Consider the following 25,780-nt stretch of genomic DNA (forward strand, 5'->3'; position numbering starts at 1 on the left):
GCCCGAATCCCGCTCACACTGCGAGGAAGTGAGACCCCCGCTGGACCCGCGGCAGCCAGTTCGCGGAAACCTGTCCGACTGTCGGACAGGTTTTGACCGGGCCGGGCCCGAGCGGGTGCCCCCCGGGCTCAGGCCTGCCGCGTCACGCTTCGGCGCGGGAAGGTCAACAGGCCTTCGCGGCGCAGCCACAGGGCCGCCGCGACGATGGTCAGCAGTGTCGTGGGCATCCAGGCCGCCACGGCGGGCGCCAGACGCTCGGTGAGCACCAGCGTGCGGGACACCACCATCAGGCCCCACATCGCCACGGCGATGAGCAGCCCCTCCACCACCGCCGCCGTCAGGTGTCCGCGCCGGTTCGTCCGCAGCGCCAGGCCCACCGCGAGCAGCGCCGCGGGCAGCCCCGCCAGCGGATACGCGAAGCGGTTGTGCCACGCGAGCTGGAAGGCCTTCGTCGCGAGCCCCACCTCCGCTCGCGCGACAATCTGTTCGCCCAACTCACCCAGGCGCATCTGCTCCGGACGGCCCGGCCGGATGCGGAACGTCGTCGCGCCCACGCCCAGCTCGTACTCCGCGGTGGGCTGCTGCGTCACGGACGTGCGCCCGTCCTCCGTGAACGTGCGCTCCACCACGTCCGTCAACTCCCAGCGCGTGCCCTCCACCGGGCGCATCCGCCCCGCGTCCACTCGGCGGCGCAGCTTGAACTCCGGCGTCAGCGTGAAGATGGAGACGTTCTCGAAGCCCTCCTGCGGATTGCCGCCTCGCAGGAAGAAGATGGCGTCACCCCGCCGGAACCACTGCTTCGGCGTGTAATACATCCGCCAGTCGCCCCAGCGGTTGAAGCGCTGCGTGGTGATTTCATCCACGCGCCGGCCTGCCCTCGCGGCCACCGTCTCGTCGAACGCCACCAGCCCCACGCACGCCACCAGCGCGCACACGCCCACCGGCAGGTACAGCGCCGCCGGTCCGAAGGTGAGCGAGCGCAGCGCCGTCACTTCGCCCTTCTTGCGCAGCGCCGACACCGTGGTGCCCGCCGCCAGCAGCAGCGCCGCCGGCCCCAACTGCTGCACCGTCACCAGCGCCTTGTAGCCATAGAGCTTGAGCACATCCAGCACCCAGCCCTCGCCGCCGTAGGCCTTCGCGCGGTCCACGAAGTCCACCACCAGGAACACCGCCACCACGCCCGCCAGGATGCCCAGCGTGTAGCGCACGTACGCGCCCACCACGTACCGGAAGAGGGTGCCCTTCATCGCACCGTCCCCGAACGCGTCACGCGATACAGCGCGAACGCCCCCACCACCATGAAGAGCACGTTCGCCAGCTGCCCCGCGACGAACACCGGCATCTGGCCCTTCTGCCCCATCTGCTCGAAGGCGCGGCTCAGGAGGTAGTAGAGGACGTAGCCGCCCAGCGTCAGCAGGTAGCCCCACGCGCGGCCCGCCTGCCTGCGGCCAATCGCCAGCGGCGTGCCCAAGAGCGCGAACGCCACCGGCGCCACCGCGTTGCCCATCCGGCTGTGAAGCGCCATCAGGAAGGGGCGCGCATCCTCGCGCCGCTCCTCCGCGTCCTTCGCCGCCGCCAGGAGTTCCACTGGCGTCAGCTCCTCCTTCGGCGAGCGGAACCGGTTGCGCCGCGACAGCGACCCTCCCAGCCCCACGTTGATCTCCGCCTTCTCGAACGCGACGACGCTCGCGTCCACCGAGGAGCGGTTGGCGCGGTGCACCTCGCCTTCCCTCAATTCAATCCGCAGCGCCTCGCCCCGCTCGGACGTGCCCACGCTGCCCTTGTGCGCCAGCACCAGCAACGGCGAGCTGGGGTCGCGGTCGTCGTGCAACAGCACGTTCGTCCACCCGCCGCCCTTGGGCGCCACCTTCTGCGCGTACAGCGTCAGGTCGCTCAGGTCCTCGTAGAAGACGCCAGACTTCACGTCGCCCGCGACGTTCTTCTGGATGACCTCGCCCACCAGGTCCTTCACGCCCGTGAGACCCCACGGCTCCACCGTGGACGTGAGCAACACCATGAACGCGCTCAGCGCGATACCCACGCCCAGCGGCGCCGCCAACAGCTGGAGCGGGCTGATGCCCAGGGCCTGCAGCGACGTGAGCTCCCGGTCCTCTCCCAGCCGCCCCAGGCCCAGCAGGATGGCCAGCAGGAACGCGATGGGCAGCGCCATCACCAGGAAGTGCGGCGCCAGGTACGCGATGAGCCGGCCCAGGTCGACCAGCGTCACCGCCGAGCCCAACAGCACGTCCGTGCCGCGCAGGAACTGCATCACGAACAGCAGCAGGAACATGAACGCCACCCACACACCCAGGGGGACGAGCAGCTCCTTGAGCAGGTAGCGCGCCAGCAGCTTCACGACCGCGCCCGCAGCCCCCGCGCGCCAATGTCCCGGCGGAAGTGCTTGCCCTCGAAGCGCACGGCGTCCGCCGACTCCAGGGCCCGCTCTCGCGCCGTCGCCAGGCTGTCACCCCGAGCGCACACCGTCAGCACCCGGCCACCCGCCGTCACCAGCGCGCCGTCCTGCTTCGCCACGCCCGCCAGGAACACGGGCGCGTTCGACGCCACCTCGTCCAGCCCTTCAATCCGCTGGCCCTTCTTCGGCGCCTCCGGGTAGCCCTCCGCCGCCAGCACCACGCCCACCGACGCGCCCGGGAACTGCTTCAGCGGCCGGGGCTCCAGCGTCCCCTTCGCGCACGCCTCCATCAGCGGCAGCAGGTCCTCGTCCACCTGCATCATCAGGACCTGCGTCTCCGGGTCGCCGAAGCGCGCGTTGAACTCCAGCACCTTCGGGCCGGACGCCGTGAGCATCAGCCCCGCGTACAGCACCCCGCGCAGCGGCGTGCCGCGCTTCTTGAGCACCGCCAGCGTGGGCGCGATGACCTGCTCGCCCACCTGGGCCAGCTGCGCCGGAGTGAGGAACGGCGCCGGGCAGTACGCGCCCATGCCGCCGGTGTTGGGCCCCGTGTCGCCCTCACCCACGCGCTTGTGGTCCTGCGACAGCGGCAGGAGCACGTAGCGCTCGCCGTCGCACAGGGCCATGAGCGACACCTCCTCGCCCTCCAGCAGCTCCTCCAGCACCATCCGCTGGCCCGCCTGCCCCATCTGGGCCACGGCGCGCACGGCTTCACGCGCGGCCTTCGCGTCCGGCGCGACGATGACGCCCTTGCCCGCGGCCAGGCCGTCCGCCTTCACCACGATGCGGCCCTGCGCCACGGCGTATGCCTCCGCCTCCGCCGCGTCCGTGAAGACGCGGAAGGCCGCGGTGGGCACGCCCGCCTCCGCCATCACCTCCTTGGCGAAGGCCTTGGAGCCCTCGATGCGCGCGGCCGCCGCGACGGGGCCGAAGCACGGGATGTCCACCTGCGCCAGCGCGTCCGCGACGCCCGCGACGAGCGGCGCCTCCGGGCCCACCACCACCAGGTCCACGCGCTCGCGGCGCGCCAGCGACACCACCGCCTCCGGCGAGTCCGCCTGCAACGGCACGTTGGTGCCCCACCGCGCCGTGCCCGGGTTGCCGGGGCCGACGAGGAGCCGCGAGAGACGAGGACTCTGGGCCAGCTTCCATGCGAGCGCGTGCTCGCGGCCGCCCGACCCCAGCAACAGGACCTTCACGTCAACCTCGCTCGTCCAGTTTGAAGAGCAGCGTCTTCGCCGGGAAGTAGGAGGGATCCAACCCCACCACCTTCTCCAGCACCGCGCGCGCCTCCTGCGGCTTCGACGTCATCAGCAGCTCCGCCAGCTTCGTCTGCGCGGACAGCATCTTCGGCGCGACGTCCAGGGCGGACTGCAACGAGCGCATCGCCCCCGCCACGTCCCTGTCCGCGGCCTGCGCGAGCCCCAGCGACAGGCGCGCCACCGGCAGCCCGCGCTCGACCCTCACCGCGCGCTCCGCCAGGTTCCGGGCCTGCGGCCCCTTCGTGTCCAGCGCGATGAGCGCCCGGTACGCCTGCGCACCGCCGCTGTTCTCGTTCACGTCCACCACGGTGTGCAGCAGCCGCTCCGCGGTCTGACGGTCCCCCTGATGGAAGCGCACCAGGGCCTCGTAGAGCAGGGGCTGCACGTCCTCCGGACGGTCGCTCAGGGACTTCACCACGTTCTCCACGCCCACCAGCGTGTCGCCCGGCCGCAGCCAGAAGCGCGACAGCGCGGGCCGGGGCGCCAGCCGCAGCGGATCCCACTCGCGCGCCTCCAGCACCGGGTAGAACAGGCGGAAGACCTCGTCGCGCTTCTTCGCGCTCGCCGCCGCCACGCCTTCCAGCAGCTTCGCGTCCATGCGACGGTCGTCCAGCCGCACCGCCTGCTGGAAGCGCTCCTGGGCTCCAGCCACGTCGCCTTCCAGCAGGTGCACGCGCCCTTCCAGCACCTTCTCCAGCGCGGCGTCCTGCAACCGGCCCTGGAAGCCCTTCAGGTGCTCGCGGGCCAGGGCCGCGTCCTTCTGCGCCAGCGCCACCAGGAACCACTGCAGGTGGGCCTCCGGCATCGCCGGGACCACCTTCAGGGCCGACGCGGCCGCGCTCGCGGCAGCGGTGTCATTGCCCGCGGTGCGCTCCGCCGCGGCCAGGTGGCTGAAGATTTCGGAGGCGTCGCGCGGACCGTAGCGGGACGCGTTCTTCGTCAGCTCCTTCAGGGCGCGCACGGCCTCGCGCGCGTTGCCCTCCGCCTGGTAGCGCAGCACCGCCAGCGCCAGGGAGGCGCGCACGTCGCCCGCCTTCGCCTTCAGCCGGTCCTCGTACAGCTTGCGCGCGCGGGCGGTCTCCCCGACCTCCACGTAGATGCGGGCGGTGGCCTCCAGGCTGTTCCAGTCCTGAGGATCCAGCTCCATCCGCTGGCGCAGCTGCTTGAGCGCCAGCCCGTACTGGCCGGCCTGCTCGTGCGCGAGCGCGCTGTAGTAGTCCACGCGCTGGAGGTTCGGCGCCAGCTTCCGCGCGGCGTCGAACTCCTGGTTCGCCAGCTCACGCGACGTGGCCACCTGCGAGCGGCCCAGCACCAGGTGCGCTTCGGCCTTGTAGGCGTCAGCGGCCTTCGGCTGGGACAGCACCTCCGTCGCCAGCCGCGCCGCCTCCTCCAGGTTGCCGGACTGACGCGAGCGCGCCAGCAGCAGGTTCGCGTGCGCGACGAGCAGCGCGGGCGTCTCTCCGGCCATGCCCGTCGCGGCCTGGATGAGCTCGCGCGCCTCCTGGAAGGAGTTGTCGTCCATGCCCGGACCGCGCCCGAGCGACAGCGCCTGCACGTACCCGGCGATGGCGTCCGTGCTGCGAGGGTCGAGCAGCAGCGCCTGCTGGAAGGACTCCTCGGCTTCCGTGTAGGCGATGCGCTGGTCCAGCTCGAGCTGCTTCTGGCCGGCGGCCAGGTGCTCCGCGCTGGTGCCCTCCAGCTCCAGGAACTGGAGCTTCCACCGGCCCACCGCGGCCAGCACCTCCGAAGGCACCTCGGCCGGAGCGGGGGGCTGCGCGGCCCGGGCCAGCTGCTCCTGCTGGGGCTTGTGCACGAGGAAGTAGTAGCCCGCGCCGCCGGCCCCCAGGACCGCCAGCGCCAACAGGCCGAAGACTCCCGCACGGCTGCCGCCACCGCGTCCGTCACGCTGCGCGCTGCGGACCGGCGCGGCCGTGATGTGCGACGTGCGCGCGGGCTTCACCGAGCTCACGCGCGAGTCCGGCGCCAGCGCCGTGGCGCCCTCGAACCGGGGTTCGTCCTCGGACGCGGTGCCGTCCAGGCCGCTCATCATGGGCAGTTCCACCAGACCGCCGCCGTCGGACGGAGGCGGCGCCGCCTCGGGCGCCACCACCACGGAGGACTCCCGGGGGAACGCGGACTCCCGCTGCTTGCAGGCCTCGCAGGTGCCCAGGGCCTGATCGAAGGGGTCCGTCAGGTCCTTGCCGCACGAGCGGCAATTCGTGTGCATCTCCTTCTTCGGGACCACAGGCGCGGGCGCGCGGGCGGACATGCGGCCCAGGGACACCGCCCCGGCGGGAGGCGAGGAGGCCCGCCCGGGCGTAGGCGCCAGCGGGGCTTCGGGCTCCAGGCCTCCGGGCGCCGGGCCGAGGAAGTCGAGCAGCGGGTCTTCCGGAGAGGTGGATGGCGCCGCTGCCGGCGCGGGAGCCGCCACCCCGGGCGCGTCGGGCACCGGAGGGCCGGGCTTCGCGGCGGGCGCCGGCCTGGGCGAGGACGGGCCCAGGTTCGCGAACGGGTCCGCGGGAAGGCCCCCGGAGGCCTGCGACGCGGGCGGCCCCAGGTCCGCGAACGGGTCCACGCTCCCCGGCGGCCCCAGCTCCGGCATCTCGCCGAAGTCCCCGAAGAGGTCCGACTTCGGAGCCGCCTTCGGTGCTTCCCGTGGCTTCGCGGCGACGGGCGCGGCGGCCGGATTGCTCCGGGGCTCGCGGGCGACTGGAGGCGCCGGTGCGGCCGCGGGCGGATTCGGCCCGGCGGCGGGAGGCACGGCCCCTTCAGGGGGAGCCGTCACGGACGCGGCCGAGGCCTCCCGCTTCACGAGCTGGAGGTGACGGCAGCGGGGACACTGCGCGCGGACGCCCTTGGTCGTGATCAACCGATCGTCGATCGCGTAGGCCGCCGCGCATTTCTGGCAGACGATGCGCATGAAGTTAGTGGCGGAAGTGTCGCACTCCCGTCACCACCATGGCCATCCCATGTTCGTCCGCAGCGGCAATCACCTCCGCGTCCCGGACAGACCCGCCCGGTTGGATGACCGCCGTCGCCCCTGCCCGGGCCGCCTCGTCCAGCCCGTCCCTGAAGGGGAAGAAGGCATCCGAGGCCACGGCGCTCCCCTTGAGGGCCTCGCCACCCCGCGTCATGGCGATGCGCACGGAGTCCACCCGGTTTGTCTGCCCGCCGCCCTGGGCCAGCAGCTGCGCCGGGGCCGCGAAGACGATGGCGTTGCTCTTCACGTGCTTGCACACCTTCCAGGCGAAGCGAAGGGCCCGCTCCTCCTCCGGCGTGGGGGCGCGCTTGGACACCACCTTCCACTCCAGGGGCGGCTCCACCGCGTCCCGGTCCATGAGCAGCATTCCCCCGGACACGCTGCGCGCGTCCACCTGGGGCCGGGGCGCCGCCGTGGCGGACGCCAGCGCGGGGCCCGCCTCCAGGAGGCGCAGGTTCTTCTTCCCCGCCAGCACCTGGAGCGCCACCGCCGAGTACGACGGCGCGATGACCGCCTCCAGGAACGTCTCCGCCATGGCCTTCGCCGTGGCCTCGTCCACCTCCCGGTTGAAGGCGACGATGCCGCCGAAGGCGCTCACCTCGTCCACCGCGCGGGCGGTGCGGTAGGCCTTCTCCAGCGCGTCGTCCACCGCCACGCCGCACGGGGTGTTGTGCTTGATGACCACCGCGCAGGGCTTCTCCGGGAACTCCAGGACGAGCCCCAGGGCCGCGTCCAGGTCCAGGATGTTGTTGTACGAGAGCTCCTTGCCCTGGAGCACTTTCGCGAAGGCGACGGACGGCTCCTTCGGCGCGGCGTATTCCTTGTAGAAGGCGCCGCGCTGGTGCGGGTTCTCCCCGTAGCGCAGGCCCTGCACCTTGCGGAACGCGAGCGACAGCTCTTCGGGGAAGGGCTCCTGGGCCTCGCCGGACAGCCACCCGGAGATGGACGCGTCGTAGGCCGCCGTGTGCGCGAACGCCTTGCGCATCAGCCGGCGCCGCGTCTCCAGGCCCACGGACTTCTGGCCCTCAATCTCCGCGAGCACCGGCGCGTAGTCGTCCGGGTCCACCACGATGGCCACGTGCTGGAAGTTCTTCGCGGACGCGCGGACCATCGCCGGCCCGCCAATGTCGATGTTCTCGATGACGTCGTCCTCGCCCGCGCCGGACGCCACCGTCTGGCGGAACGGGTAGAGGTTCACCACCACCAGCGAGATGGGCTCGATGTTGTTCGCCGCCATCTCCGCCTTGTCGCTGTCCAGGTCGGGCCGGCCGAGGATGCCGCCATGGATGCGGGGGTGGAGCGTCTTCACGCGGCCGCCGAGGATTTCGGGGCTCTTCGTGTGCTCGGACACCTGGGTGGCGGGGATGCTGGCGGCCTTCAGGGCCTCCAGGGTGCCGCCCGTGGAGAGCAGCCGGTAGCCCAGCCGCACCAGGCCCTGGGCGAAGGGGACCAGACCGCGCTTGTCGGAAACGCTCAGGAGAGCCAGCACGTGTGCGCCTCGCAATGGGTGGGGGGTGGCGCGGGTCCTAGCAACCACCCCCTGGGGTGTCAACGCAACACGTCACCCCAGGCCCGGCGCGAAACAGTGCCCTGCCCTCAAGGCTTGCGGGCGGACACGGGAGGCTCGGCCTCCGTGGCCTCACGCAGCTTCATCAGGCCGCGCGTCTCCACCTGACGGATGCGCTCGCGGGTGAGGTTCATGATTTCCCCCACCTCCTCCAGCGTGATGCCGCCCTTCTCCGCCACGTCCAGGGCGCAGGTGTGCTCCAACTCCGTGATTTCCTTGTCCGGGAAGTTGAGCTTGATGGAGCCCGTCTCCGGGTTCACGTCCAGGTAGAGGTTGTGCTTGCAGGACACGAAGAGGCACGGGCGCGGGCCGTTGATGCAGTCCGCGCGGGTACGCGGCCGCTGCTCGTCCACGAGCTTGAGGGTCTCCGCCTCTTCCGGGTCCAGCTGACCGGCGAGCCTGCGCCGGCGCAGGTCGCGCGCCATCTCCTTGCGCGACATCGTCTTGGAGCGCCGGCGTTCCGCGGGCTGCTCCTCCTCATTCCCCCCCTCGCCCTCCTGCAGCTGCTTCACTTCCGACATGTTTCGTCCTCCAGATGCGTGGAGTCTATCCGGTTCAACAGGACCCGGGGGGGCATCCTATTGCGGCCGGAGCGTTTCGTCTTCGCGCGCCGTGACGGCGCTGCCCAACCGGGCGACATCCCGGACCAGATCCTGCGCCCGTTGCCTGAGCGTTGCCAACTGGGCTTCGAGTGACCTCCTGCGTTCTCCTCCCAGAGGCCGCCCTCCCAGCTCCTCCTGGAACCCGTCCAGCACTTCCGACAAGTCCCGCTGGAGCTGGTCGATGTGGTTTCGGTGGAACACGAAGGAGCGACGGATGTCCTCCAGGGTGTGTCCTTCGGCCATCATCTTCTTGATGACGTTGATGCGCCGCACCGCTTCCACCGGGTAGAGGCCCAGGCTTCCCTGGTGCTTCCCCTTGCGGCCCACACGGCGGCTGCGGGGGAGCAGACCGGCCTGGACGTACTTCCGGAACGTCGCCTCCGAGAGCCTCACGCCCCGGGGCCGGAAGATTTCCAGGATCGCGTTCGCGGGCAAGCCTCCCGCGTTTTCGCGCTCGATGCGCTCGAGTTCATCGGGCGCGAGCAGGTCCATCGATTCCATTGAATAGAGGCTACTGAATGGACGCCATAGGTGCCAGATTCGCGCGTCATTCGTCAAGGAAGACGAGCAGGCGTGCGGGCGGACGTCGTCCGGCCGACGCTGCGCGCCGGCTATCAGGGGCTTCAGGGGATGGAGGGACGGGAGGCGGGCTTCAGCCCAGCTCGGTTCAGCGTCCGCGAGACGCGCGGAACTCCTGAATCACGGAGCCGTTGGCGGGGACGATGACGGTGAACGTCTTCGTGCTGGTCGGGTGCGCGAAGGTCAGGCTGTAGGTGCCGGCCGGCACCTTGTAGCTCGCGCGGCCCTGCACGTCCCCGAGCCGCTTCGTGCCCAGGAAGACGGTGGCGTAGGGGTTGGCCCGCACCTGGAGCGTGCCCATGGCCTTCGCCGTGTCTGCGGCGGCAGGCGCCGTGGCGGGGTCCGCCGTGGGCGTCGCGGCGGGGGCGGCCGGTTCCGTGGACGGAGGCGGAGTCAGCGTGGCTTCGCGCCGCTGCCCTTCCAGCTCCGAGTCGATGGCCTCGGTGGCCGGAGGCGGGTTCACGATGGGGGCCGTCGTGGGCGGCGGTGGGGTCGCCGCCGGGGCCGTGGCCTGCGCGGGCGGCCTCCCCTGCCCCGCGTCACGGGCACCGGTGTTCGAGCGGGCCACGGCGAGGACGCCTACCAGACCCGCGAGCCCCACCACGGCGGCTCCAGCCCACAGGGCGCGCTTGCGGTTCGGCGCGACGGGAGGCCCCGGCTCGGTGGCGGAGACCGTCTCGAGCTCACGGTCGTCGGCGCTAGAGCGTTCGTCGGCGGCGAGCGCGACCCGGCGTGCGGAGGCGGTGTCGGACTTGCGGCTCGCGGACTCCGCCCGGCGCGCGGAGGTGGATGACCGCGAGCCTCCGTCCACGGAACGGCTCGCGGACGCACCGGCGTCGTCATCAGCGGAGCCGGCCCAGGCCATGGAGTTCTCGTCGCTCGGGGACGCATCCCGGGCGGCGGGAACCTCGCGGGATTCGCTGCGCCGGGCGAGCGGCGCTTCCCTTCCCATGGACTGCAACGGCATCTGCGGCGTGGGCTGCGGAGGACGGCCGTTCGGAGCCTGGTCGTCTCGCGACAGCACCAGCGTCGTCCCGTGGCGGTCCTCATCAGGCGAAGCGCCCCGCTTCGCTCCCGAGGCGTGCTCGCGCGACGGCATCACCGCCGTGGGTTCGCGGGGCGGCGCTCCGGCGGCGGGCAGCGCGCCATCCTCCAGCGCGGTGCGCTCCGGGAGCGCGGGCAGCGCCTGGTTGCTCGCCGCGATGGGGAACAGCGGCCGGACGAACGCGCCCACGTCGGTGTCGTCCACGGAGCGGGCGTGGTTCAACACGCACTGCGCCAGCGCGCGCTCCAGCTCTCCCGCCGTCTGGAAGCGCTTGGACAGGTCTCGCTCCAGCGCGCGGCAGATGACGGCGTCCAGGTCCGGCGGCACGTCCGGGTTGAGGCGCGCGGGCGGCACGATGGTGCTCTCCTGCACCGCGCGCAGGACGGCGATCTCCGAGTCTCCCTGGAACAGGCGCCCGCCGGTGAGCAGCTCCCACAACACCACGCCCAACGCGAAGACGTCGGTGCGCACGTCCACGCTCTCGCCCCGGGCCTGCTCGGGGGACATGTACGCGAACTTGCCCTTGAGCACGCCGGGGTTCGTCAGCTTGTTGCCCGCCTTCGCGATGCCGAAGTCGGTGAGCTTCACCGCGCCGTCGTAGGACACGAGCACGTTGTGCGGCGTGACGTCCCGGTGCACCAGGTTCAACAGCTCGCCGTTCACCCGCAGGCGGTGGGCGTAGTGCAGGCCGCGCGCGACCTCCGCGCCGATGTGCGCCACCAGCACGGGCGGCATCGGCGTCATCGCCTCCTTGCTCCGCTTGCGCAGCTCCCACAGCGAGCAGCCGCGCACGTACTCCATCGCCAGGTAGTAGGTGTCCTCGTGCTTGTCGAAGTCGAAGATCTGCACCACGTTGGCGTGGTTGAGCCGCGAGGCCAGCCGCGCCTCCGCGATGAACATCTGCACGAAGTCCGGGTCGCTCGCGAGGAACGCCCGCACGCGCTTGATGACGACCTCTTTCTCGAAGCCCTCCGGCCCGCGTGCGGTGCACAGGAAGATCTCCGCCATGCCCCCTTCGGCGAGCTTGCGGCGCACGACGTACTTGCCGACGTGGGTGCCTGCCTCGAGCGTCACGGAAGGGTCCAAGGCCACGCCTACTCGAACTTGACCGTCACCACGTTGAGGTCGATGGGACGCACCTCGATGCGGCGGCTGACAGTGCGCTTCAGCTCGGGGTTGGTGAACTTGCAGTCATACGAACCCACGCCCAGCTTCACCGGCTGGAACGGCGTCTCCCCCAGCTTGCGGCCGTTGCATGACACCTCCGCCCAGGGCGTCACCACGAAGCTCACCGACGCGGCCCGCTCCGCGGCGCGCGCGGCTTCACGCACCTCCGCCGTGGCCACGGGCGTCTTCACCACCGGCGCGGGAGCCTGCGCGACAGGGGACTCCTGGGCCTGCTTCACTTCGGGGGCCGCGGCGTCCGGCTCACGGGGAGCGGCCGCGCCGGAAGGTCCGACGCCGGGCTCCGGTGTCGTCGAAGCTGGCGGCGCCGACGCGGGCGGCTCCGTGCCGGGCTTTCCGGACGACGGCATCGGCACGAGCTTCAGCGGCCCCACGTCGAGCCGGCCGGACGGCGGGATGACGACCTGCGTGCGCAGCTCGCGGTAGCCTTCCTTGATCAGCACGACCCAGTAGCGGCCGGGCTTCACCGTAGGCAGCGTCAGCGGCGTGCGCTCCGGGAGCACCCGGTCCTCGAAGACGACGCGCGCGCCCGCGGGCTCGGACTCCACGTGCACACCGCTGGCGCCGGGGCCCAGGCTCCACACGAGGGCGACGCCCACCAGGATCGCGACGAGCACGATGGCGGCGTACAGGAGCCCCCGGCGCTTGGGCGGCTCCACGGCGGACTGCTCGGTGAGCGTGCCGGTGCGGGCCGGCGGCACCCACGCGCCAGGCATGGGCGCGCGCGACGCGGAGCGCGGCGCGGTGGACGCGGTCATCTCCTCGATGGTCGCGTGGGGCGCGGGCACCGGGAGCCGATGGCCACGGTGTTCACCGGACGGCGTGGGCCCGCCCGGACGGGGGGCTGGAATCTCGGAGCGCGGCACGGCGCGCAGGTCCTGCGTGGGGCCCTCGTCCACGTCCGCGCGGGAGACCGAGCGCATGTCCAGGGTCGAGTCGTCCTCGTCATCCCGGGTCAGCGTCGCCGTCAGGGAGCGATGATCCAGCGTGGGACCGTCCTCCTCGATCTGGAACGCGCCCTGGAACGCGCCGGAGATCTTCCCCTGCGTGTCCACCATCGCGAGCGTGGGACCGTCCTCTTCAATCTGGAACGCGCCGGAGATCTTCCCCTGCGTGTCCACCATCGCGAGCGTGGGACCGTCCTCTTCAATCTGGAACCCGCCGGAGAGCTTCCTCTGCGTGTCCACCATCGCGAGCGTGGGACCGTCCTCGTCCTGCGTCACCGTCGGGAGGGACGGCTCCTCCAGGCGCACCGGCCGGGTGCTCCGCGAGGGCGGTGACTCCAGCGCCCGCCGCGAGCCCGTCATGCCCCGGGGGGCCTCGGCGCGCGGGTCGGCGTTGCGGACCTCGGAGCGGGGCTCCGGCCGCGCATCGACGGCGCGGGAGTCCACTCGCGGGTCCGCGTTACGGACTTCCGAGCGAGGCTCCGGCCGGGCATCGACGGCGCGGGAATCCACTCGCGGATCCGCATTGCGAACCTCGGAGCGGGGCTCCGGTCGGGCGTCGACGGAGCGGGCCTCCGCGTTGCGCGCGTCCACCCGCGCCTCCGCGTTGCGGCCTTCTGGACGGGTGTCCGGGCCCCGGACCTCCGAGCGAGCCCCACCCGCCTCCGCGTCCTCGCGGCGCGCCTCCACCTTCCCACTGGGACGGCTCGACCGGTTCGGACGTAGCGTGGTGGTGGGCTCGTTCTCCGTGCGCCCCGGCGCCGTCGCGGGCCGCATCGCCGAACGGCGCGGCGCGGGCGGCGGAGCCCCCCCCGCCTCCTCGTCCGTCACCTGCACCTCGCCGGAGCGCGCCTCCTCCGTCAGGCGGTCCGCGTACAGCTCCCCCATGTACCCGGCCAGGTCCGCCGCCGTGCCGCACGGCTGCGGCTGCGACGCGAGCCACCCCTCCAGCGCCCACTGCAGCTCCTGCGCGTGCTGGAAGCGCGCGTCCGGCTCCTTCGCGAGCGCCTTGAGCACGATGGCGTCCAGCTCCGCCGGCACCCGGGGAGCCACCTGCGAAGGCGCCGGGACGTTGCACTCCGCCACCGCCGACAGGGTCAGCATGTCGCTGTGGCGCTTGAAGAGGCGCCCCCCGGTCAGCAGCTCATGCAGCACCACGCCCAGCGCGAACACGTCCGAGCGGCGGTCCACGCGCTGGCCCGCGGCCTGCTCCGGCGACATGTACGAATACTTGCCCTTGAGCACCCCGGAGCGCGTCACGGTGGCCTGATCCGCCGCCTTCGCGATGCCGAAGTCCACCACCTTCACGCCACCGTCGAACGTCACCAGGATGTTCTGCGGTGACACGTCCCGGTGGACGATGCCCAGCGGGCGCCCCGCCGCGTCCGTCTTCTTGTGCGCGTAGTCCAGGCCGGCGCACGCCTCCAGGAGGATGCGGCACACCAGGGGCACCGGCAGCGGACGGCCCGCCGTCTCCGAGCGCTTCCAGAGCCGGCGCGCGTCCACGCCATGGATGTACTCCATGGCGATGAAGAAGGTGTCCGCCTCCGCGCCCAGGTCGTAGATCTGCACGACGTTGGGGTGAGCGAGCCGGGCCGCGATCCGCGCCTCGTCCAGGAACATCCGGACGAACTCGTCGTTCTCCGACAGGTGCGGGAGGATCCGCTTCAACACCAGCAGCTTGTCCGGAGCATCCGAACCTGGCCGACGTGCGAGGTAGATCTGCGCCATGCCGCCCGTGGCGAGGCGCTTCAGGAGCTGGTAGCTGCCGTAGGTTTCGATGGACACGGCCGGACGCGAGGTGGCGAACCCCAAGCGTAAGCGGCCGGGCCAGGGGAATCAAACATCGAATCCCCCTGGGCTTTTTCCGGTTCCACCGGGTGTGTGCCTAGCGCCGGGCGGCCCGGACCTCGCGGGTCTCCCGCATCAGGGCCTCCAGTTCGTCCAGGTGCCGCTTGAGCACCGGCATCAGCACCGGGGCCGCATCTACCCGGTCGAACAGGTCCAGCACCCGGTCCACCTTGCGCTCGATCTCCTGCGCCCTCACGGGGCTGATGCGCCGCAGGAGCATGTCCGCCCCGGCCTCCATCAGCACCCGGGCCACCGCGTTCCGGTCCGCCAGCGGCTCCTGCTTGCGCTGCCCCTCTCCACGGATGACCCGCAGTCCCGGCGCACCGGCGCGCGGAGAGGACTTCAGGGGCTCATCGGGCATCCAGGTGCTCACAGCGCCTCCAGGGCAACAGCGTGCAGACGCTCCGCAGGGTACACACCGAGGGAGCGCCTCCAATTTTCTGGTCATCCGCACAGGCAGATGCAGTGCTGTAGCACCGGGGTCTGACAACCCCGTTCGGGGCCGGATGGCCGGCCCGTCACGGGGTCCACACCCACAGCTTCTTCACCGTTCAGTCGTTGGCGCAGGCGCGGCGGTAGGTGATGGCCACCTTGGAGCCCGGCGGCGGCACCACGCTGAACACCACGCTGTTGGACGCGGCGTCATAGGTCCACCCGGTGGGGGTGGCGGTGCCGTTGACGGTCACCACCACCGTGCCCGCGTCGGGCTCCTCGCTCAGCGGGAAGCGGTCCTGCGCGCTGAACGCCTTGCTGGCCACCTGCCGGAGCAGCGGCGCGTAGTCCGCCGCGCAGACGTTGAGCACCTCGCCGCCCGTCTGCGCCGCCGCGTCCGCGTACCGGGTGCCGGTGCCGCCCGCCGTGGCGCAGGACGTCTTGGTGGGCGCGATGGCGAAGAACGTGGCCCGCTGCGGCTGGTTCTCACCCTTGCGCTGCTGCGCCCACTGCACGTAGGTGGAGACCGCGTCCGGCGAGTGGTCGTCCTCGTCGCCCACGAACACCACCACCAGCGCCGCGGAGTCGCGCAGGAAGCCCGCGTTGCCGTCGTTGGCCAGCGGCGTGCGCGGATCATCCACGTTGTTCACCAGCGGAGACGTGAGCGCGCGGCGCATCGCTTCGAAGCCCTGCTCCACCTGGGCGCACTGGCCCACCTGCACGTTCTGCTGGAGCACCTGCGTCACGTTGGCCGTGCCCAGGGTGAGGATGCGCTGGCGGCTGTTGTCCGCCGGGAAGAAGCGGCCGGCCTCGCCACCCAGCGCGCCGCCCGGGCACGCGCCGGACACCGCGGAGATGCCCGTCGTCGTCACCGCCATGTTCACGTCCACCGCCTTGTTGCGCGCGGCGTCCACGAACGCGGGGATGGCGGACACGAGCTTCGGGTGCTCCTCCACCATGGACGCCGTGTTGTCCACGACGAACAGCACGTCCACCTTGCTCACGTCCTGCTGCACGAAGGTGTCCGTCTTGTCCGTCTTCTTCGACGACTCGCCGATGAGCGGCACCATCAGCGGGATGGGCAGGTCGCTGGAGTCCACGAAGAGCGGCGACAGGTTCATGCCCGTCACCTGCGCCAGGTAGTCCACCCCCACCGTGAAGGACTCACCCGGCGCAAGCTGGAACGCGGGCGGCGCCGGATGGTCCAACAGCTCGAACTCCGTGTCCGTCGTGCCCGGCCCGATGAAGACGTTGGACACCGTGATGGGCGTGGTGCACGCGTTGAGGTAGTTCACCTCGCGCGGCGCCGGGCGGCAGTCCTTGCGGCCCAGGCCGAAGTCCAGGTACCAGGGCGACGCCACCAGGCACGTCTCCTGCGAGTTCGCCATCAGCGGCACCTGCCGCACCGGCGTCACCGGGTTGTACTGCTCCACCTGCAACTCACCGATGAAGTTGCCGCCGGTGAAGGGCGCCTGGAACGCCACCTGGAAGCTGAACCAATCCCCCGGGTAGATGATGCCGCCGAAGAGCTCGCCGCCGGGCATCTTGAACACGCCGCCGCCGTCGTTGGCGACGCGGATGTTCTTCACGGGGCACAGGTCCGTGCCCTTGTTCTCCAGCTTCACGCCCAGCACCGCGCCGCGGCCCGGCGGGATGGTGCCGAAGTCCACCAGCTCCGGCGTGACGGTCAATTCACAGGGCGCGTGCGCCTTCGCGCTGCCGAAGAAGTCCAGCTGCACGGTGGCCGCGGAGAACGCGCTCGTGGTCATCACCAGCGCGCCGGACGCGCTGCCCTCGCGCATGGGCTCGTAGAAGACCTCCAGGTTCAGCTCGCCGTTGGCCGGCAGGGTGAACGGCAGCGCCACCGGCTTGTTGTTGAACTGGAGCTGGGCGCCCGTCGCGTCCGGCGTCCAGTCCAGCGTGTTGATGGTGAGCGGCCCCGCGTTGTCCGTGCCGCAGTTCTTCACGTTCACCACCACGCGCACCTTGGAGCCCAGCGGCTGCTCGCCGAAGTCGTACATCATCGGCGACACGCACAGCTCGGACGCGCCGCCAAAGCCGCGCAGCGGCACGGGCAGCGTGGGGTGGCGCTTGCTCACCACGGTGTAGACGGCGCGGTCCGTGGCCGCGCCCATGTGGCCGGGGCTGTAGCGGATTTCAAAGGCGCGCACTTCTCCCGGCTGGAGCACCAGCGGCAGGCCCGTGTTGTTCTGGCTGAAGGACGCGTCCGTGCCATCCAGCATGAGCGACGTCACCGTCACCGGCTCCGTGCTGATGTTGCGCAGGCTGGAGGCCTTGATGGCGTCGCGGTCCACCGGCACCGCGCCAAAGTCCACCACCTCCGGCTCCGCCACCACCGCGCGCTCCAGCGACTCCGCCGTCACCTGCACCGGCACGTCCGCGCACCCGTGGCAGGGCGAGATGGCCAACGCAACCTGCTTCTTGCCGACCTTCACCGGGTTGAAGGTGAGGGGCAACTCCACGCGCTCGCCCGGGTTCACCGTCACCGGCGCCGCGATGAATTCATCCTTGTCCGCGCCCACCAGCTTGGGCGTCACCATCACCGGCAGTTCCGTGGGGTTGTCCAGCGTCACGCCCAGCGTCTTGGTGGAGTCCGCCTCGATGCGGCCGAAGTCCAGCGCGCGCGGCGTCACCCGCGCCCACGCGTCCACGCCCGCGCCGTTGAGGGGAATCCGCATCAGCGGCTCGATGCGCGTGTCCGAGCGGATCACCAGCACCGCGGGCAGACCGCCCTGCGCCAGCGGCGCGAAGCGCACCTTCAGCGTGCACTCGCTGCCCGGCACCAGGCTGTGCGGGCCTTCGTGGGTGAACTCCGCTTTGTAGGCGCCCTCAGGCCCCTCCACCCAGGCCTCGTCCACCGTGATGCGCGCGCGGCCCACGTTGCGCAGCGTCACCGTGGATTCGCGAGCGTCGAAGACCGCCACCCGCGCGAAGTCGACGCCACCTGGCGTCGCCGTCAGCCGGCCATCCGCGAGCGACGAGCGCTCCCGGTCCGCGCAGCCCGACAGCAGTCCCACCATCACCAAACCCAGCAGGCCCCAGCGCCCCGTCATGGCACCCACCCTTCCCTCCCCGCCTCGCCCAAAAGCCTTGAAGCCGCGAACGCGGCCACACCTTCCGGGTGTGGCCCTCGCGGTTCAGGTGGCGAAGCTAGGCACCCACCCCGGGACTGCCAACCGCCTCACCGTGGGAAAAACAGGGGAACTGCCCTCCAGAACGTCCACTGGATGGCACCCCCCCCGCCCACCCCGGCGGAAGATTTCAGAATTTCGGAATCCGCAACGTCTTGCTGATCATCGCGCTGCCGCTGACCACGTAGAGCAGCGCCAGCGGGTGCAGTTGGAGCGGGCCCAGGTTCCACACCCCGCCCCACAACGCGTCTCCAATGCGGCCCTGCCAGGTCGCCACCGCCAGCACCATCACCAGCACCAGGCTGGTAGGGATGGGGGTGCCCTCGAAGTACTTCACCTTGCCGGTGCCGTCGGACAGCTCCGCGGACGTGACATTGAAGCGCGCCAGGCGGCTGATGCCACACGCGACGAAGTAGAGCAGCGCCGCCACGTCCAGGTTGCCGCGCAGGCCCACCGCGAACGCCAGCGCCGCGGGCGCCATGCCAAAGGAGATGACGTCCGCCAGCGAGTCCAGGTCCGCGCCCAGCGGCGACTTGCGGAAGCGCCACCGCGCGATGCGGCCGTCCGCCACGTCCATCGCCAGCGCCACCGGCATCAGGCAGAACGCCACCCACAACCAGCGTGGGTTGTTGGTGGCCAGCGACTGCATGGCCGCCAGGATGGCCCCGGCGCCGGAGAAGCCGTTGCCGAGCGTGACGAAGTCCGCCAGCACGAAGGTGCGAATCATGGAGAAGTGGCGGCGCTGGCGGCGGGCCGCGGGCGGCGACGAGGGCTCGGACGTCATGGCTCACATGTAACACACACCGTCTTTCCGGCTTTCCCAAACCCACGACGCAACGCATCCGCCCGTTTCACCTCCGTGGAAAAGTCAAATCCCAGAAACATTGACCGGCGAATCGCCACCTTCCTAGTCTCCGGGCCGCCATGCCCGAGCACATCCCCGATAATCTTCCTCCTCGCGGTGGGTTCCGTTCTGTCCGGACCCGCCGTCTTTCTTTCTCCCTCATCGCGTCCATGGCGCTGGTTGCCAGCGCCGGATGTGACGACAAGGAGCCGGTCGACCCGACTCCGACTCCCACCACCCCGAAGTACACGGCGAAGATCAAGCGCACGTCGTACGGCATTCCGCACATCACCGCGGACAACTACGGCAGCCTGGGCTTCGGCCAGGGCTATGCCTTCGCGCAGGACCACGTCTGCACCCTCGCGGATCAGGTCCTCAAGGTGCGCGGCGAGCGCGCGCGCTACCTGGGTCAGGGCGCGGGCAACAAGCACGTGGGCAGCGACCTGGCGTACCTGGCCATGGACCTGATGGGGCGCGCGGAAGCGGCCTTCCCCACCCTGTCCCAGGAAATGCAGGACATGGTCACCGGCTATGTGGCCGGCTACAACAAGTACCTGCAGGACACGCCCCCGGAGGCCCGTCCCACCGAGTGCGCCAACGCGGCCTGGGTCAAGCCCATCACCCCGGTGGACCTGCTGGCGTACAACACGGACCTGACGCTGCTGGCGGGCATCAACGCGCTGGCGCTCACCATCCCGTCCGCCACGCCCCCCACCGTGGGCGCGCAGTCCGTGGACCCGAAGCAGGCCGCGCTGCGCCCGCAGGCGCCGTCGCTGCAGGAGCTCCAGCGGCTGAAGCTGGCGGACTTCGGCAGCAACGGCTGGGCCCTGGGCGGTGAGCGCACCGACAACGGCAAGGGCATGGTGATGGCCAACCCGCACTTCCCCTGGGAAGGCGAGCTGCGCCTGTGGGAGAGCCAGCTGACCGTGCCGGGCCAGATGAACGTCTACGGCGTGGGCCTCATGGGCGTGCCGGCGGTGCTCATCGGCTTCAATGACAACCTGGCCTGGACGCACACGTTCTCCGCCGGCCAGCGCGCGACCATCTACCAGGTGCAGTTGGTCCCGGGGAAGCCGACCGTCTACAAGTACGGCACCGAAGAGCGCCAGATGACCTCCAAGACCTTCACCATCCTGGTGAAGCTGTCGGAAGGGTCGCTGACGAACTACACGCAGACCGTCTGGTTCAGCCACTACGGCCCGATGATCGCCTTCCCGGACTCGGCCGCCCCGGCGGGCTTCCCCCCCGGCGCGCTGGGCTGGAACAGCCAGACGGCGCTCACGCTGCGTGACGCGAACATCGACAACACCAAGTTCCTGGACCAGTTCCACGGCATGAACAAGGCCAAGACGCTGACCGAGTTCAAGAGCGTCTACGCCACCGAGCAGGGCCTGCCCTGGGTGAACACCATGTTCGCCGACAAGGACGGCAACGCCTGGTACACGGACGCCACGCCTACGCCCAACCTCACGAAGGACGCGTACACGAAGTGGGCCACCGAGGCGAACACGCCCGCCCTCAACGTCACCTACGGCATCTTCCAGGCCCTGGGCTTCGTGGTGCTCAACGGCAGCGATCCGGCCAATGAGTGGCAGGTGGAGCCGGGCTCGCGCAGCCCCGGCCTCGTGCCCTTCGCCAAGGTGCCGCAGCTGGAGCGCAAGGACTTCGTCTTCAACGCGAACGACAGCTACTGGCTGGCCAACCCCGCCGCGCCGCTCACCGGCTTCTCCCCGCTGCACGGCTTCGAAGGCGTCGCCCAGTCGCCGCGCACGCGCATGAACGCCAAGGTCCTCACGGAGGCCACGGCCACCGGCGCCTCCGGCGCGGACGGCAAGTTCAGCTTCGACGAGCTGAAGACGGCCGTGTTCAGCAACCGCAGCTCCATGGAGGAGCTGCTGCGCGCGGCCGTCGTGGAGCGCTGCACGGGCAAGACGACGGCGACCTACAACGGCACCGCCGTGGACATCAGCCAGGCCTGCGCGCTGCTGGCCGGCTGGAACGGCCGCTACGACCTGGACCAGAAGGGCGCGTTCATCTTCCGCGAGTTCCTGGGCGCGTACACCGGCGCGCAGCTGGTCAACAAGGGGCCGCTGTTCGACGTGGCCTTCGACCCGGCCAACCCCATCGCCACGCCCAACACCCTGACGCCCGCGCCCGCCACGGGTGACGACCCGGTGCTGGTGAAGCTGGCGCAGGCCGTCTTCACCATCAACCGCTCCGGCAACGCGCTGGACAAGACGCTGGGCCAGGTGCAGTTCACCACCCGCTCGGGCACCGCCATCCCCCTGCACGGCGGCATGCACCGCGAGGGCATCACCAACGTGATGTCCTACGGCGCCGCCCGCACCACGGTGTTCGACTTCGCCCAGCCCCACACGGCCACGTACAACGCCAACACCCTGCTGGCGAAGGAGGGCTACCCCATCAACAACGGCAGCTCCTTCATCATGGCGCTCCAGTTCACCGACGCGGGCCCCAACGCCAACGCCGTGCTGACCTACAGCCAGTCCGGCGACCCCAAGTCCCCGCACTACGCGGACCAGACCCTGCGCTACTCCCAGAAGCAGTGGCGCCCCATCCTCTTCACGGACGCGCAGATCAACGGCGACGCGAACCTGGTGGAGACCACCGTCTCCGGCGGGTAACCGCTTCCGCTTGAAGACCTGAAGTCTCTTGAAGGCCCCGGGAGCCACCGTGCTCCCGGGGCCTTCTTGTTTTCATGGGGAATCGCCGTTGAAACTTGTTACATGGAACGGAATAGGCAGACAGGGCGGTCGGCCCCGGCGTCTGGGTTCAGCATCCAACAGCTGACATCCAAGGGGGCCTCCGAGGCGAACACACAGTCCGTGACGCCGTCAGGGCGGAGCCGATGTGTCGTCTCAGCAATGTCAGCCTCCAGGGCTAGTTTCTTGACCGCGGCTGAAGCGCAGGATGTCCCATAGGCCCAGGGAGAAAGCCCGGACGCGTACCGACCGGGACGGCCGCTGGGTCCGACACAAAGGAGTCGCGAACGCCATGGCACTTCCGGTCTACAAGACAGACGTCATCGACAAGGTGTTCTTCCTGCGCTGGGACGCTCCACCGACGCCGGAAGAGATTCAGGCGGTGTTCCAGAAGATGCAGGCCGCCTACCAACAGCATCAGCAGCAGCCGCTGGTGCTGGTGACAATCGCGGGAGCGAAGTCCGCGGTCCCCAACAGCGAACAGCGGCGGCACCTGTCCAACATGCTGTCGGACGCGCGGGCGCTGTTCTCCGAAATCCACGTCATCATCGAAGGCAACGAGCTGCAGCACAACCTCCAGCGCGTCATCGTGTCGGGGATGCTCATCGTCACGCGCACGTATGACGACCAGTTCATCCGCGTGCACAAGAACGCGGACGGGGCGGCGGGCTTCATCGCCCGGCGGCTGGGCGTGGATGGAACGCAGCTGGTGAACGAAGCGCGGTCGCGCGGCGTGGTGATGTAGTCCCCGGGGGGATTCGGGGGCCCTTCAGAAGGGCCCCCGGCCCCGGAGAGAAGCCTTCGCGCGGGCGACCTTTTCAGCCCCTCGCGCCCTGCCCCACCGGGCGGGCCGGACGGGTGGCGCTGACGGAGCCGCGCACGTAGCGGTGGTCGAAGAGGTCCACGTAGAGGTACTCGGGCCAGGACACCATCGCGCGAGCCCCCAGCATCACGCCTCGCATGATTTCACTCACCATCAGCCCCGCGGCGGTGGTGGCGCCAATCACGCACGTGGGCGCGTGGCCCTTCCCCTGGTAGCAGGCATCCATGTACTCCTGGAGCATGTAGCTGCCCAGGTGCGGGATGATTTTCGGCAGGTCGATGCGGCCGTCCGGGAGGATGAAGAGCTCTTCGTAGAGCGGCGCGTCCGGCTGGAAGACGTGCAGCGCGGCGCCAAAGCCCAGCATCAGCCCGGTCATGATGGGGATGCCCATCTCCCGGCACGTCTGGTGGAGCGACTCCTTGGCGCGGGCCCCCGCGATGTCGATGACCTCCACCACGTAGTCCACCGGCGGCAGGCCGCCCAGGCCCTGGAGCACGTGCGCCACGTTGGCGTCGGTGATGCCCTCCTTCAGCTTGTGCACGCGCAGGTCCGGGTGGATGTCCCGGCACATGCGCTCCACCACGTCCACCTTGTGCTGGCCCAGGGTGCTTTCAAAGCAGCCAATCTGCCGGTTGATGTTGTGGCGCTCGTAGACGTCGAAGTCCGCGAGCGTCAGGCAGCCGAAGCCCAGGCGCGTCAGGTCCACCGCGCACTGGCCTCCGGCGCCGCCCACGCCGGCGACGAGCACGTGGGTGCTGGCGAGCTTGTCCATGGTCTGCGGGTGGAGGACGCCCAGGTTGCGCTGGAAACGGGGGTTCACGTTGCTCATGGAAGGGCTCCCTACTTGCGCATGCAGACGTAGAAGTTCTCGCCGTAGTAGTCGTCGCCGTCGGCCACCAGCGCCTCGCTGAAGCCCACCTTCTCCAGCAGCTTCACCGCCTGGTCCGTGTCCAGGAAGGTGACCATCTCGTTGGGGTCCGTGGTGAGCCGCTGGGCGCAGGTGCGGTGGTGGTTCACCGCGCGCTGGAGGCTCTCCGTCCACCGGCCCTGGGACTCCCATTCCCGGATGGAGTTCTTCAGCACCAGCTCCAGGTCGGGCCTGGGCCGCTTGTTGCTCGTCATGCACAGGACGCCGCCGGGCTTCAGGTGCGTCCAGGCCTCGCGCAGCACGGCCTCCGGGTCCTTCACGTAGAAGAGGACGTTGTTCATCACCACCGCGTCCGCGGCCCCCTCCACCTCCAGGGGAAAGGTCGTCACGTCCCCGGGCAAGAGCGTCCAGCGGGCGCGCACCGCCTCCGGCTCCTTCGCGCGGCGGCGCACCGCCAGGGCCAGCATGGCCTGGTTGTTGTCGAAGCCGACGACGCGCTGCCCACGCCTGACCAGGGGCTCGCTCACGAGCCCCGTGCCACACCCCGCGTCGATGACGTAGGAGCGCTCCCGGGTGTCGCGGAGGATCTTCTCGCGCTGCCGCTGGTAGCACGGCAGCTCGGGGATCATCTGATCGTAGCTGTGCGCGAAGTCGTTCCAGATGTTGTCGACGAAGACGGTCTCGGGCATGGGTCCTCCCCCTCCGAGGGGAGTCAGGGTGAGACCCGATGTTGTCTCCCGTCCCACCGCCCCCAAGCGATTGCCCCGCCGTCGTCCCCTAACATCCAGGACTTGCCTGTTTCAGATGTATGTGTTGGATTGAATGAACAAACACACCCTGGGGGGCCGGCGGGGGTGTCCGTTCAGTCCCAGGGAGCCCGCTCCATTCGTGGTCCGCATGTCTCAGCATTGAAGTACGCGGGGTCCTGCGTTTATTCACTCGGAGGGTGCTGGGAGCGGCGTCCAGCGGCCTTCACCGGTGAAGCTTGCCCTGCGGGGCAACACCAATGAAATCAACTACTTGGGCCCTGGCGCAGAAGGTGCTCTGGGAAGGCCTGCATCGGGAGGCACCGGGTGTCAGAGCCTGGCGCTTGTCTGCGTGGGGGACCCTCAATGCGATCCGAGGTCGGTATGCGTAGGACGTTGAGCCTGTGGGCGATGGTGGTGTTGTTCGTGGCGCTGCGCGCGAATCCGGGGGACGCGCACGAAGTGACTCTTCAGGCGGATCCGTGGACGCGGCCGCTGGTGGCGGCGGGCCTGGTGGCCTCCAACACGAAGCGAGAGGCGCTGGGCGGCGGCCTGGCGCACTACAGCTGGAAGGTGCGGGTGGGCACGGGGAAGTACGACGCCATCACCGTGCACCGCGTGGTGCGCGAGGCGTACCCGTGGATTCCGGCGCGCAGCAGCCGGGCGGTGTTCATGGTGCACGGGGACCTGTGGGGCTTCGCGCCCGCGTTCCTCACCAACAGCTGCGTGACGACGATGCCGGAGAACCGCTCCCTGGCGACGTTCCTGGCGAGCCAGGACGTGGACGTGTGGGGCCTGGACCTGCGCTGGGTGGGCGTGCCGGAGGCGGAGACGAACTTCCAGTTCATGGAGGACTGGAACATGCAGTCGCACGTGAAGGACATGGGCACGGGCCTGGCGCTGGCGGACGTGGTGCGGCGGCTGTCCGGCAACGGCGGCAACAACGACCGGATGTTCCTGCTGGGCTGGAGCCGGGGCGCGACCCTCGGGTACGCGTACCTGGACGGGGAGTCGCAGCGTCCGCGCGCCCTGCGCCGGGTGGACGGCTTCGTGCCCATGGACATGGTGCTGCGCTACGGGCCGGACGCGGCCGAGCAGCGCCAGTGGGCGTGCCAGAGGTACGAGGCGCTCCAGGCCGCCCGTGACGAGGGCCGCACGGAGGGGGGCCTGCTGGGGCCCGCGCCGGGCATGCCGGTGAAGACCATGGGTGAGCTGGCGACCCGCGCTCCCAACGCCCCGTCCCCGCTGGCCCCGGCGGGCTTCGCGGGCCCGGTGCGGCCCACCAACCGGAAGTTCGCGGTCATCGCCGCCGGGCGGACCGGGGCGCTCCTGGCGCCGCTCCAGCCGATCACGCCGGGCTACCACCTGGCGGGCAGCGTGCCGGACACCGCCGGCCTGCCGGACAGGACGGCCTTCACGTCGGAGCCCACCCTGTTCGACTACCTCCAGTTGGCGGTGCCATACCAGAGCCTCAACGAGGTGGTGGAGACGGAGAAGCAGCTGTGCGGCCTGGACGTGCCCTACGACGACCACCTGAAGGACGTGAAGGTGCCGGTGCTGTACGTGGGCGCGGCGGGCGGCGTGGGCCGCTACGGCGAGTACTCCACGCGCCTGTTGGGCAGCACGGACGTCACCCACCTCATCGTGCGCAACCGGCCGGAGGCGCAGCGCGAGCTGGACTTCGGCCACGCGGACCTGTTCCTCGCCCGGGACGCGCGCGTGCGCGTGTGGCAGCCCATGCTCCAGTGGATGCGGGCGCACTGA

17 protein-coding genes are annotated in these 25,780 nt (G+C 70.5%); 3 read left to right on the plus strand and 14 right to left on the minus strand.

All coding sequences use genetic code 11. The features are described 5' to 3' along the window. Nucleotides 1-128: 128 nt before the first annotated feature. The 12 genes from GTZ93_RS37820 to GTZ93_RS37875 all read right to left on the minus strand — a co-directional run bounded on the left by GTZ93_RS37820 (nt 129) and on the right by GTZ93_RS37875 (nt 18,796). Nucleotides 129-1,247, minus strand: coding sequence for an LptF/LptG family permease (locus tag GTZ93_RS37820; protein ID WP_139918965.1), 1,119 nt, complete (start codon nt 1,245-1,247; stop codon nt 129-131). After that, complete coding sequence (locus GTZ93_RS37825) at nt 1,244-2,356, minus strand: LptF/LptG family permease (RefSeq protein ID WP_120578008.1); 1,113 nt, start codon at nt 2,354-2,356, stop codon at nt 1,244-1,246. The genes GTZ93_RS37820 and GTZ93_RS37825 overlap by 4 nt, the downstream gene beginning before the upstream one ends. Continuing rightward, a complete protein-coding gene (gene purD, locus GTZ93_RS37830) occupies nt 2,353-3,612 on the minus strand; it encodes a phosphoribosylamine--glycine ligase (RefSeq protein WP_120578007.1) in 1,260 nt (419 codons plus the stop codon). Before purD ends, GTZ93_RS37825 begins: the two co-directional genes overlap by 4 nt. Before the next feature lies 1 nt (nt 3,613). Further along, nucleotides 3,614-6,595 carry a zinc-ribbon domain-containing protein gene (locus GTZ93_RS37835; protein ID WP_139918964.1) on the minus strand — a complete coding sequence of 994 codons (2,982 nt, stop codon included), beginning with the start codon at nt 6,593-6,595 and terminating at the stop codon, nt 3,614-3,616. A 4-nt stretch (nt 6,596-6,599) separates the two neighbouring features. After that, nucleotides 6,600-8,144, minus strand: coding sequence for a bifunctional phosphoribosylaminoimidazolecarboxamide formyltransferase/IMP cyclohydrolase (gene purH, locus GTZ93_RS37840; protein ID WP_120578005.1), 1,545 nt, complete (start codon nt 8,142-8,144; stop codon nt 6,600-6,602). Between the two features lie 107 nt (nt 8,145-8,251). After that, a complete protein-coding gene (locus GTZ93_RS37845) occupies nt 8,252-8,743 on the minus strand; it encodes a sigma factor-like helix-turn-helix DNA-binding protein (protein WP_014397952.1) in 492 nt (163 codons plus the stop codon). A gap of 57 nt (nt 8,744-8,800) precedes the next feature. After that, the gene (locus GTZ93_RS37850) at nt 8,801-9,325 is read right to left on the minus strand and encodes a MerR family transcriptional regulator (RefSeq protein WP_120525521.1); all 525 of its coding nucleotides are present in this window, start codon (nt 9,323-9,325) and stop codon (nt 8,801-8,803) included. Between the two features lie 166 nt (nt 9,326-9,491). Next, nucleotides 9,492-11,522 (minus strand): serine/threonine protein kinase, encoded by a 2,031-nt coding sequence (locus tag GTZ93_RS37855; RefSeq protein ID WP_139918963.1) that lies wholly within the window; start codon nt 11,520-11,522, stop codon nt 9,492-9,494. A 20-nt stretch (nt 11,523-11,542) separates the two neighbouring features. Further along, on the minus strand, nt 11,543-14,308 hold the full coding sequence (locus GTZ93_RS37860) for a protein kinase domain-containing protein (protein WP_407923995.1): 2,766 nt from the start codon (nt 14,306-14,308) through the stop codon (nt 11,543-11,545). Between the two features lie 157 nt (nt 14,309-14,465). Next, nucleotides 14,466-14,789, minus strand: a complete 324-nt coding sequence (locus tag GTZ93_RS37865; protein WP_120578020.1) for a hypothetical protein — start codon at nt 14,787-14,789, stop codon at nt 14,466-14,468. A gap of 190 nt (nt 14,790-14,979) precedes the next feature. Next, nucleotides 14,980-17,934 (minus strand): choice-of-anchor D domain-containing protein, encoded by a 2,955-nt coding sequence (locus GTZ93_RS37870; RefSeq protein ID WP_161663302.1) that lies wholly within the window; start codon nt 17,932-17,934, stop codon nt 14,980-14,982. A gap of 208 nt (nt 17,935-18,142) precedes the next feature. Then, nucleotides 18,143-18,796 (minus strand): CDP-alcohol phosphatidyltransferase family protein, encoded by a 654-nt coding sequence (locus GTZ93_RS37875; protein ID WP_120581342.1) that lies wholly within the window; start codon nt 18,794-18,796, stop codon nt 18,143-18,145. A 230-nt stretch (nt 18,797-19,026) separates the two neighbouring features. Between GTZ93_RS37875 and GTZ93_RS37880 the strand changes: the two genes are divergently transcribed. Both GTZ93_RS37880 and GTZ93_RS37885 read left to right on the plus strand, forming a co-directional pair. Then, nucleotides 19,027-21,501: an acylase gene (locus GTZ93_RS37880; protein WP_257979527.1), complete on the plus strand. Its 2,475-nt coding sequence runs from the start codon at nt 19,027-19,029 to the stop codon at nt 21,499-21,501. Between the two features lie 370 nt (nt 21,502-21,871). Further along, nucleotides 21,872-22,324, plus strand: a complete 453-nt coding sequence (locus tag GTZ93_RS37885; protein WP_120581340.1) for a DofA protein — start codon at nt 21,872-21,874, stop codon at nt 22,322-22,324. 73 nt (nt 22,325-22,397) lie between these two features. Here GTZ93_RS37885 and GTZ93_RS37890 read toward each other — a convergent pair whose 3' ends face one another. Both GTZ93_RS37890 and GTZ93_RS37895 read right to left on the minus strand, forming a co-directional pair. Then, nucleotides 22,398-23,231 (minus strand): ThiF family adenylyltransferase, encoded by an 834-nt coding sequence (locus tag GTZ93_RS37890; protein WP_120581339.1) that lies wholly within the window; start codon nt 23,229-23,231, stop codon nt 22,398-22,400. 11 nt (nt 23,232-23,242) lie between these two features. Then, on the minus strand, nt 23,243-23,959 hold the full coding sequence (locus tag GTZ93_RS37895; RefSeq protein ID WP_120581338.1) for a class I SAM-dependent methyltransferase: 717 nt from the start codon (nt 23,957-23,959) through the stop codon (nt 23,243-23,245). Between the two features lie 441 nt (nt 23,960-24,400). Here GTZ93_RS37895 and GTZ93_RS37900 point away from each other — a divergent pair, with 441 nt between their 5' ends. Further along, complete coding sequence (locus GTZ93_RS37900) at nt 24,401-25,780, plus strand: alpha/beta fold hydrolase (protein WP_139919272.1); 1,380 nt, start codon at nt 24,401-24,403, stop codon at nt 25,778-25,780.

The organism is Corallococcus exiguus (assembly GCF_009909105.1).
Classification (GTDB): domain Bacteria; phylum Myxococcota; class Myxococcia; order Myxococcales; family Myxococcaceae; genus Corallococcus; species Corallococcus exiguus.

Coding starts and splice junctions, on each gene's coding strand:
- GTZ93_RS37870 (WP_161663302.1), bottom strand. CDS start 17,934: ATGACGGGGCGCTGGGGCCTGCTGGGTTTGGTGATGGTGGGACTGCTG.
- GTZ93_RS37885 (WP_120581340.1), top strand. CDS start 21,872: ATGGCACTTCCGGTCTACAAGACAGACGTCATCGACAAGGTGTTCTTC.
- GTZ93_RS37895 (WP_120581338.1), bottom strand. CDS start 23,959: ATGCCCGAGACCGTCTTCGTCGACAACATCTGGAACGACTTCGCGCAC.
- GTZ93_RS37835 (WP_139918964.1), bottom strand. CDS start 6,595: ATGCGCATCGTCTGCCAGAAATGCGCGGCGGCCTACGCGATCGACGAT.
- GTZ93_RS37845 (WP_014397952.1), bottom strand. CDS start 8,743: ATGTCGGAAGTGAAGCAGCTGCAGGAGGGCGAGGGGGGGAATGAGGAG.
- GTZ93_RS37850 (WP_120525521.1), bottom strand. CDS start 9,325: ATGGAATCGATGGACCTGCTCGCGCCCGATGAACTCGAGCGCATCGAG.
- GTZ93_RS37890 (WP_120581339.1), bottom strand. CDS start 23,231: ATGAGCAACGTGAACCCCCGTTTCCAGCGCAACCTGGGCGTCCTCCAC.
- GTZ93_RS37880 (WP_257979527.1), top strand. CDS start 19,027: ATGGCGCTGGTTGCCAGCGCCGGATGTGACGACAAGGAGCCGGTCGAC.
- GTZ93_RS37900 (WP_139919272.1), top strand. CDS start 24,401: ATGCGTAGGACGTTGAGCCTGTGGGCGATGGTGGTGTTGTTCGTGGCG.
- GTZ93_RS37860 (WP_407923995.1), bottom strand. CDS start 14,308: ATGGCGCAGATCTACCTCGCACGTCGGCCAGGTTCGGATGCTCCGGAC.
- GTZ93_RS37875 (WP_120581342.1), bottom strand. CDS start 18,796: ATGACGTCCGAGCCCTCGTCGCCGCCCGCGGCCCGCCGCCAGCGCCGC.
- GTZ93_RS37865 (WP_120578020.1), bottom strand. CDS start 14,789: ATGCCCGATGAGCCCCTGAAGTCCTCTCCGCGCGCCGGTGCGCCGGGA.
- GTZ93_RS37820 (WP_139918965.1), bottom strand. CDS start 1,247: ATGAAGGGCACCCTCTTCCGGTACGTGGTGGGCGCGTACGTGCGCTAC.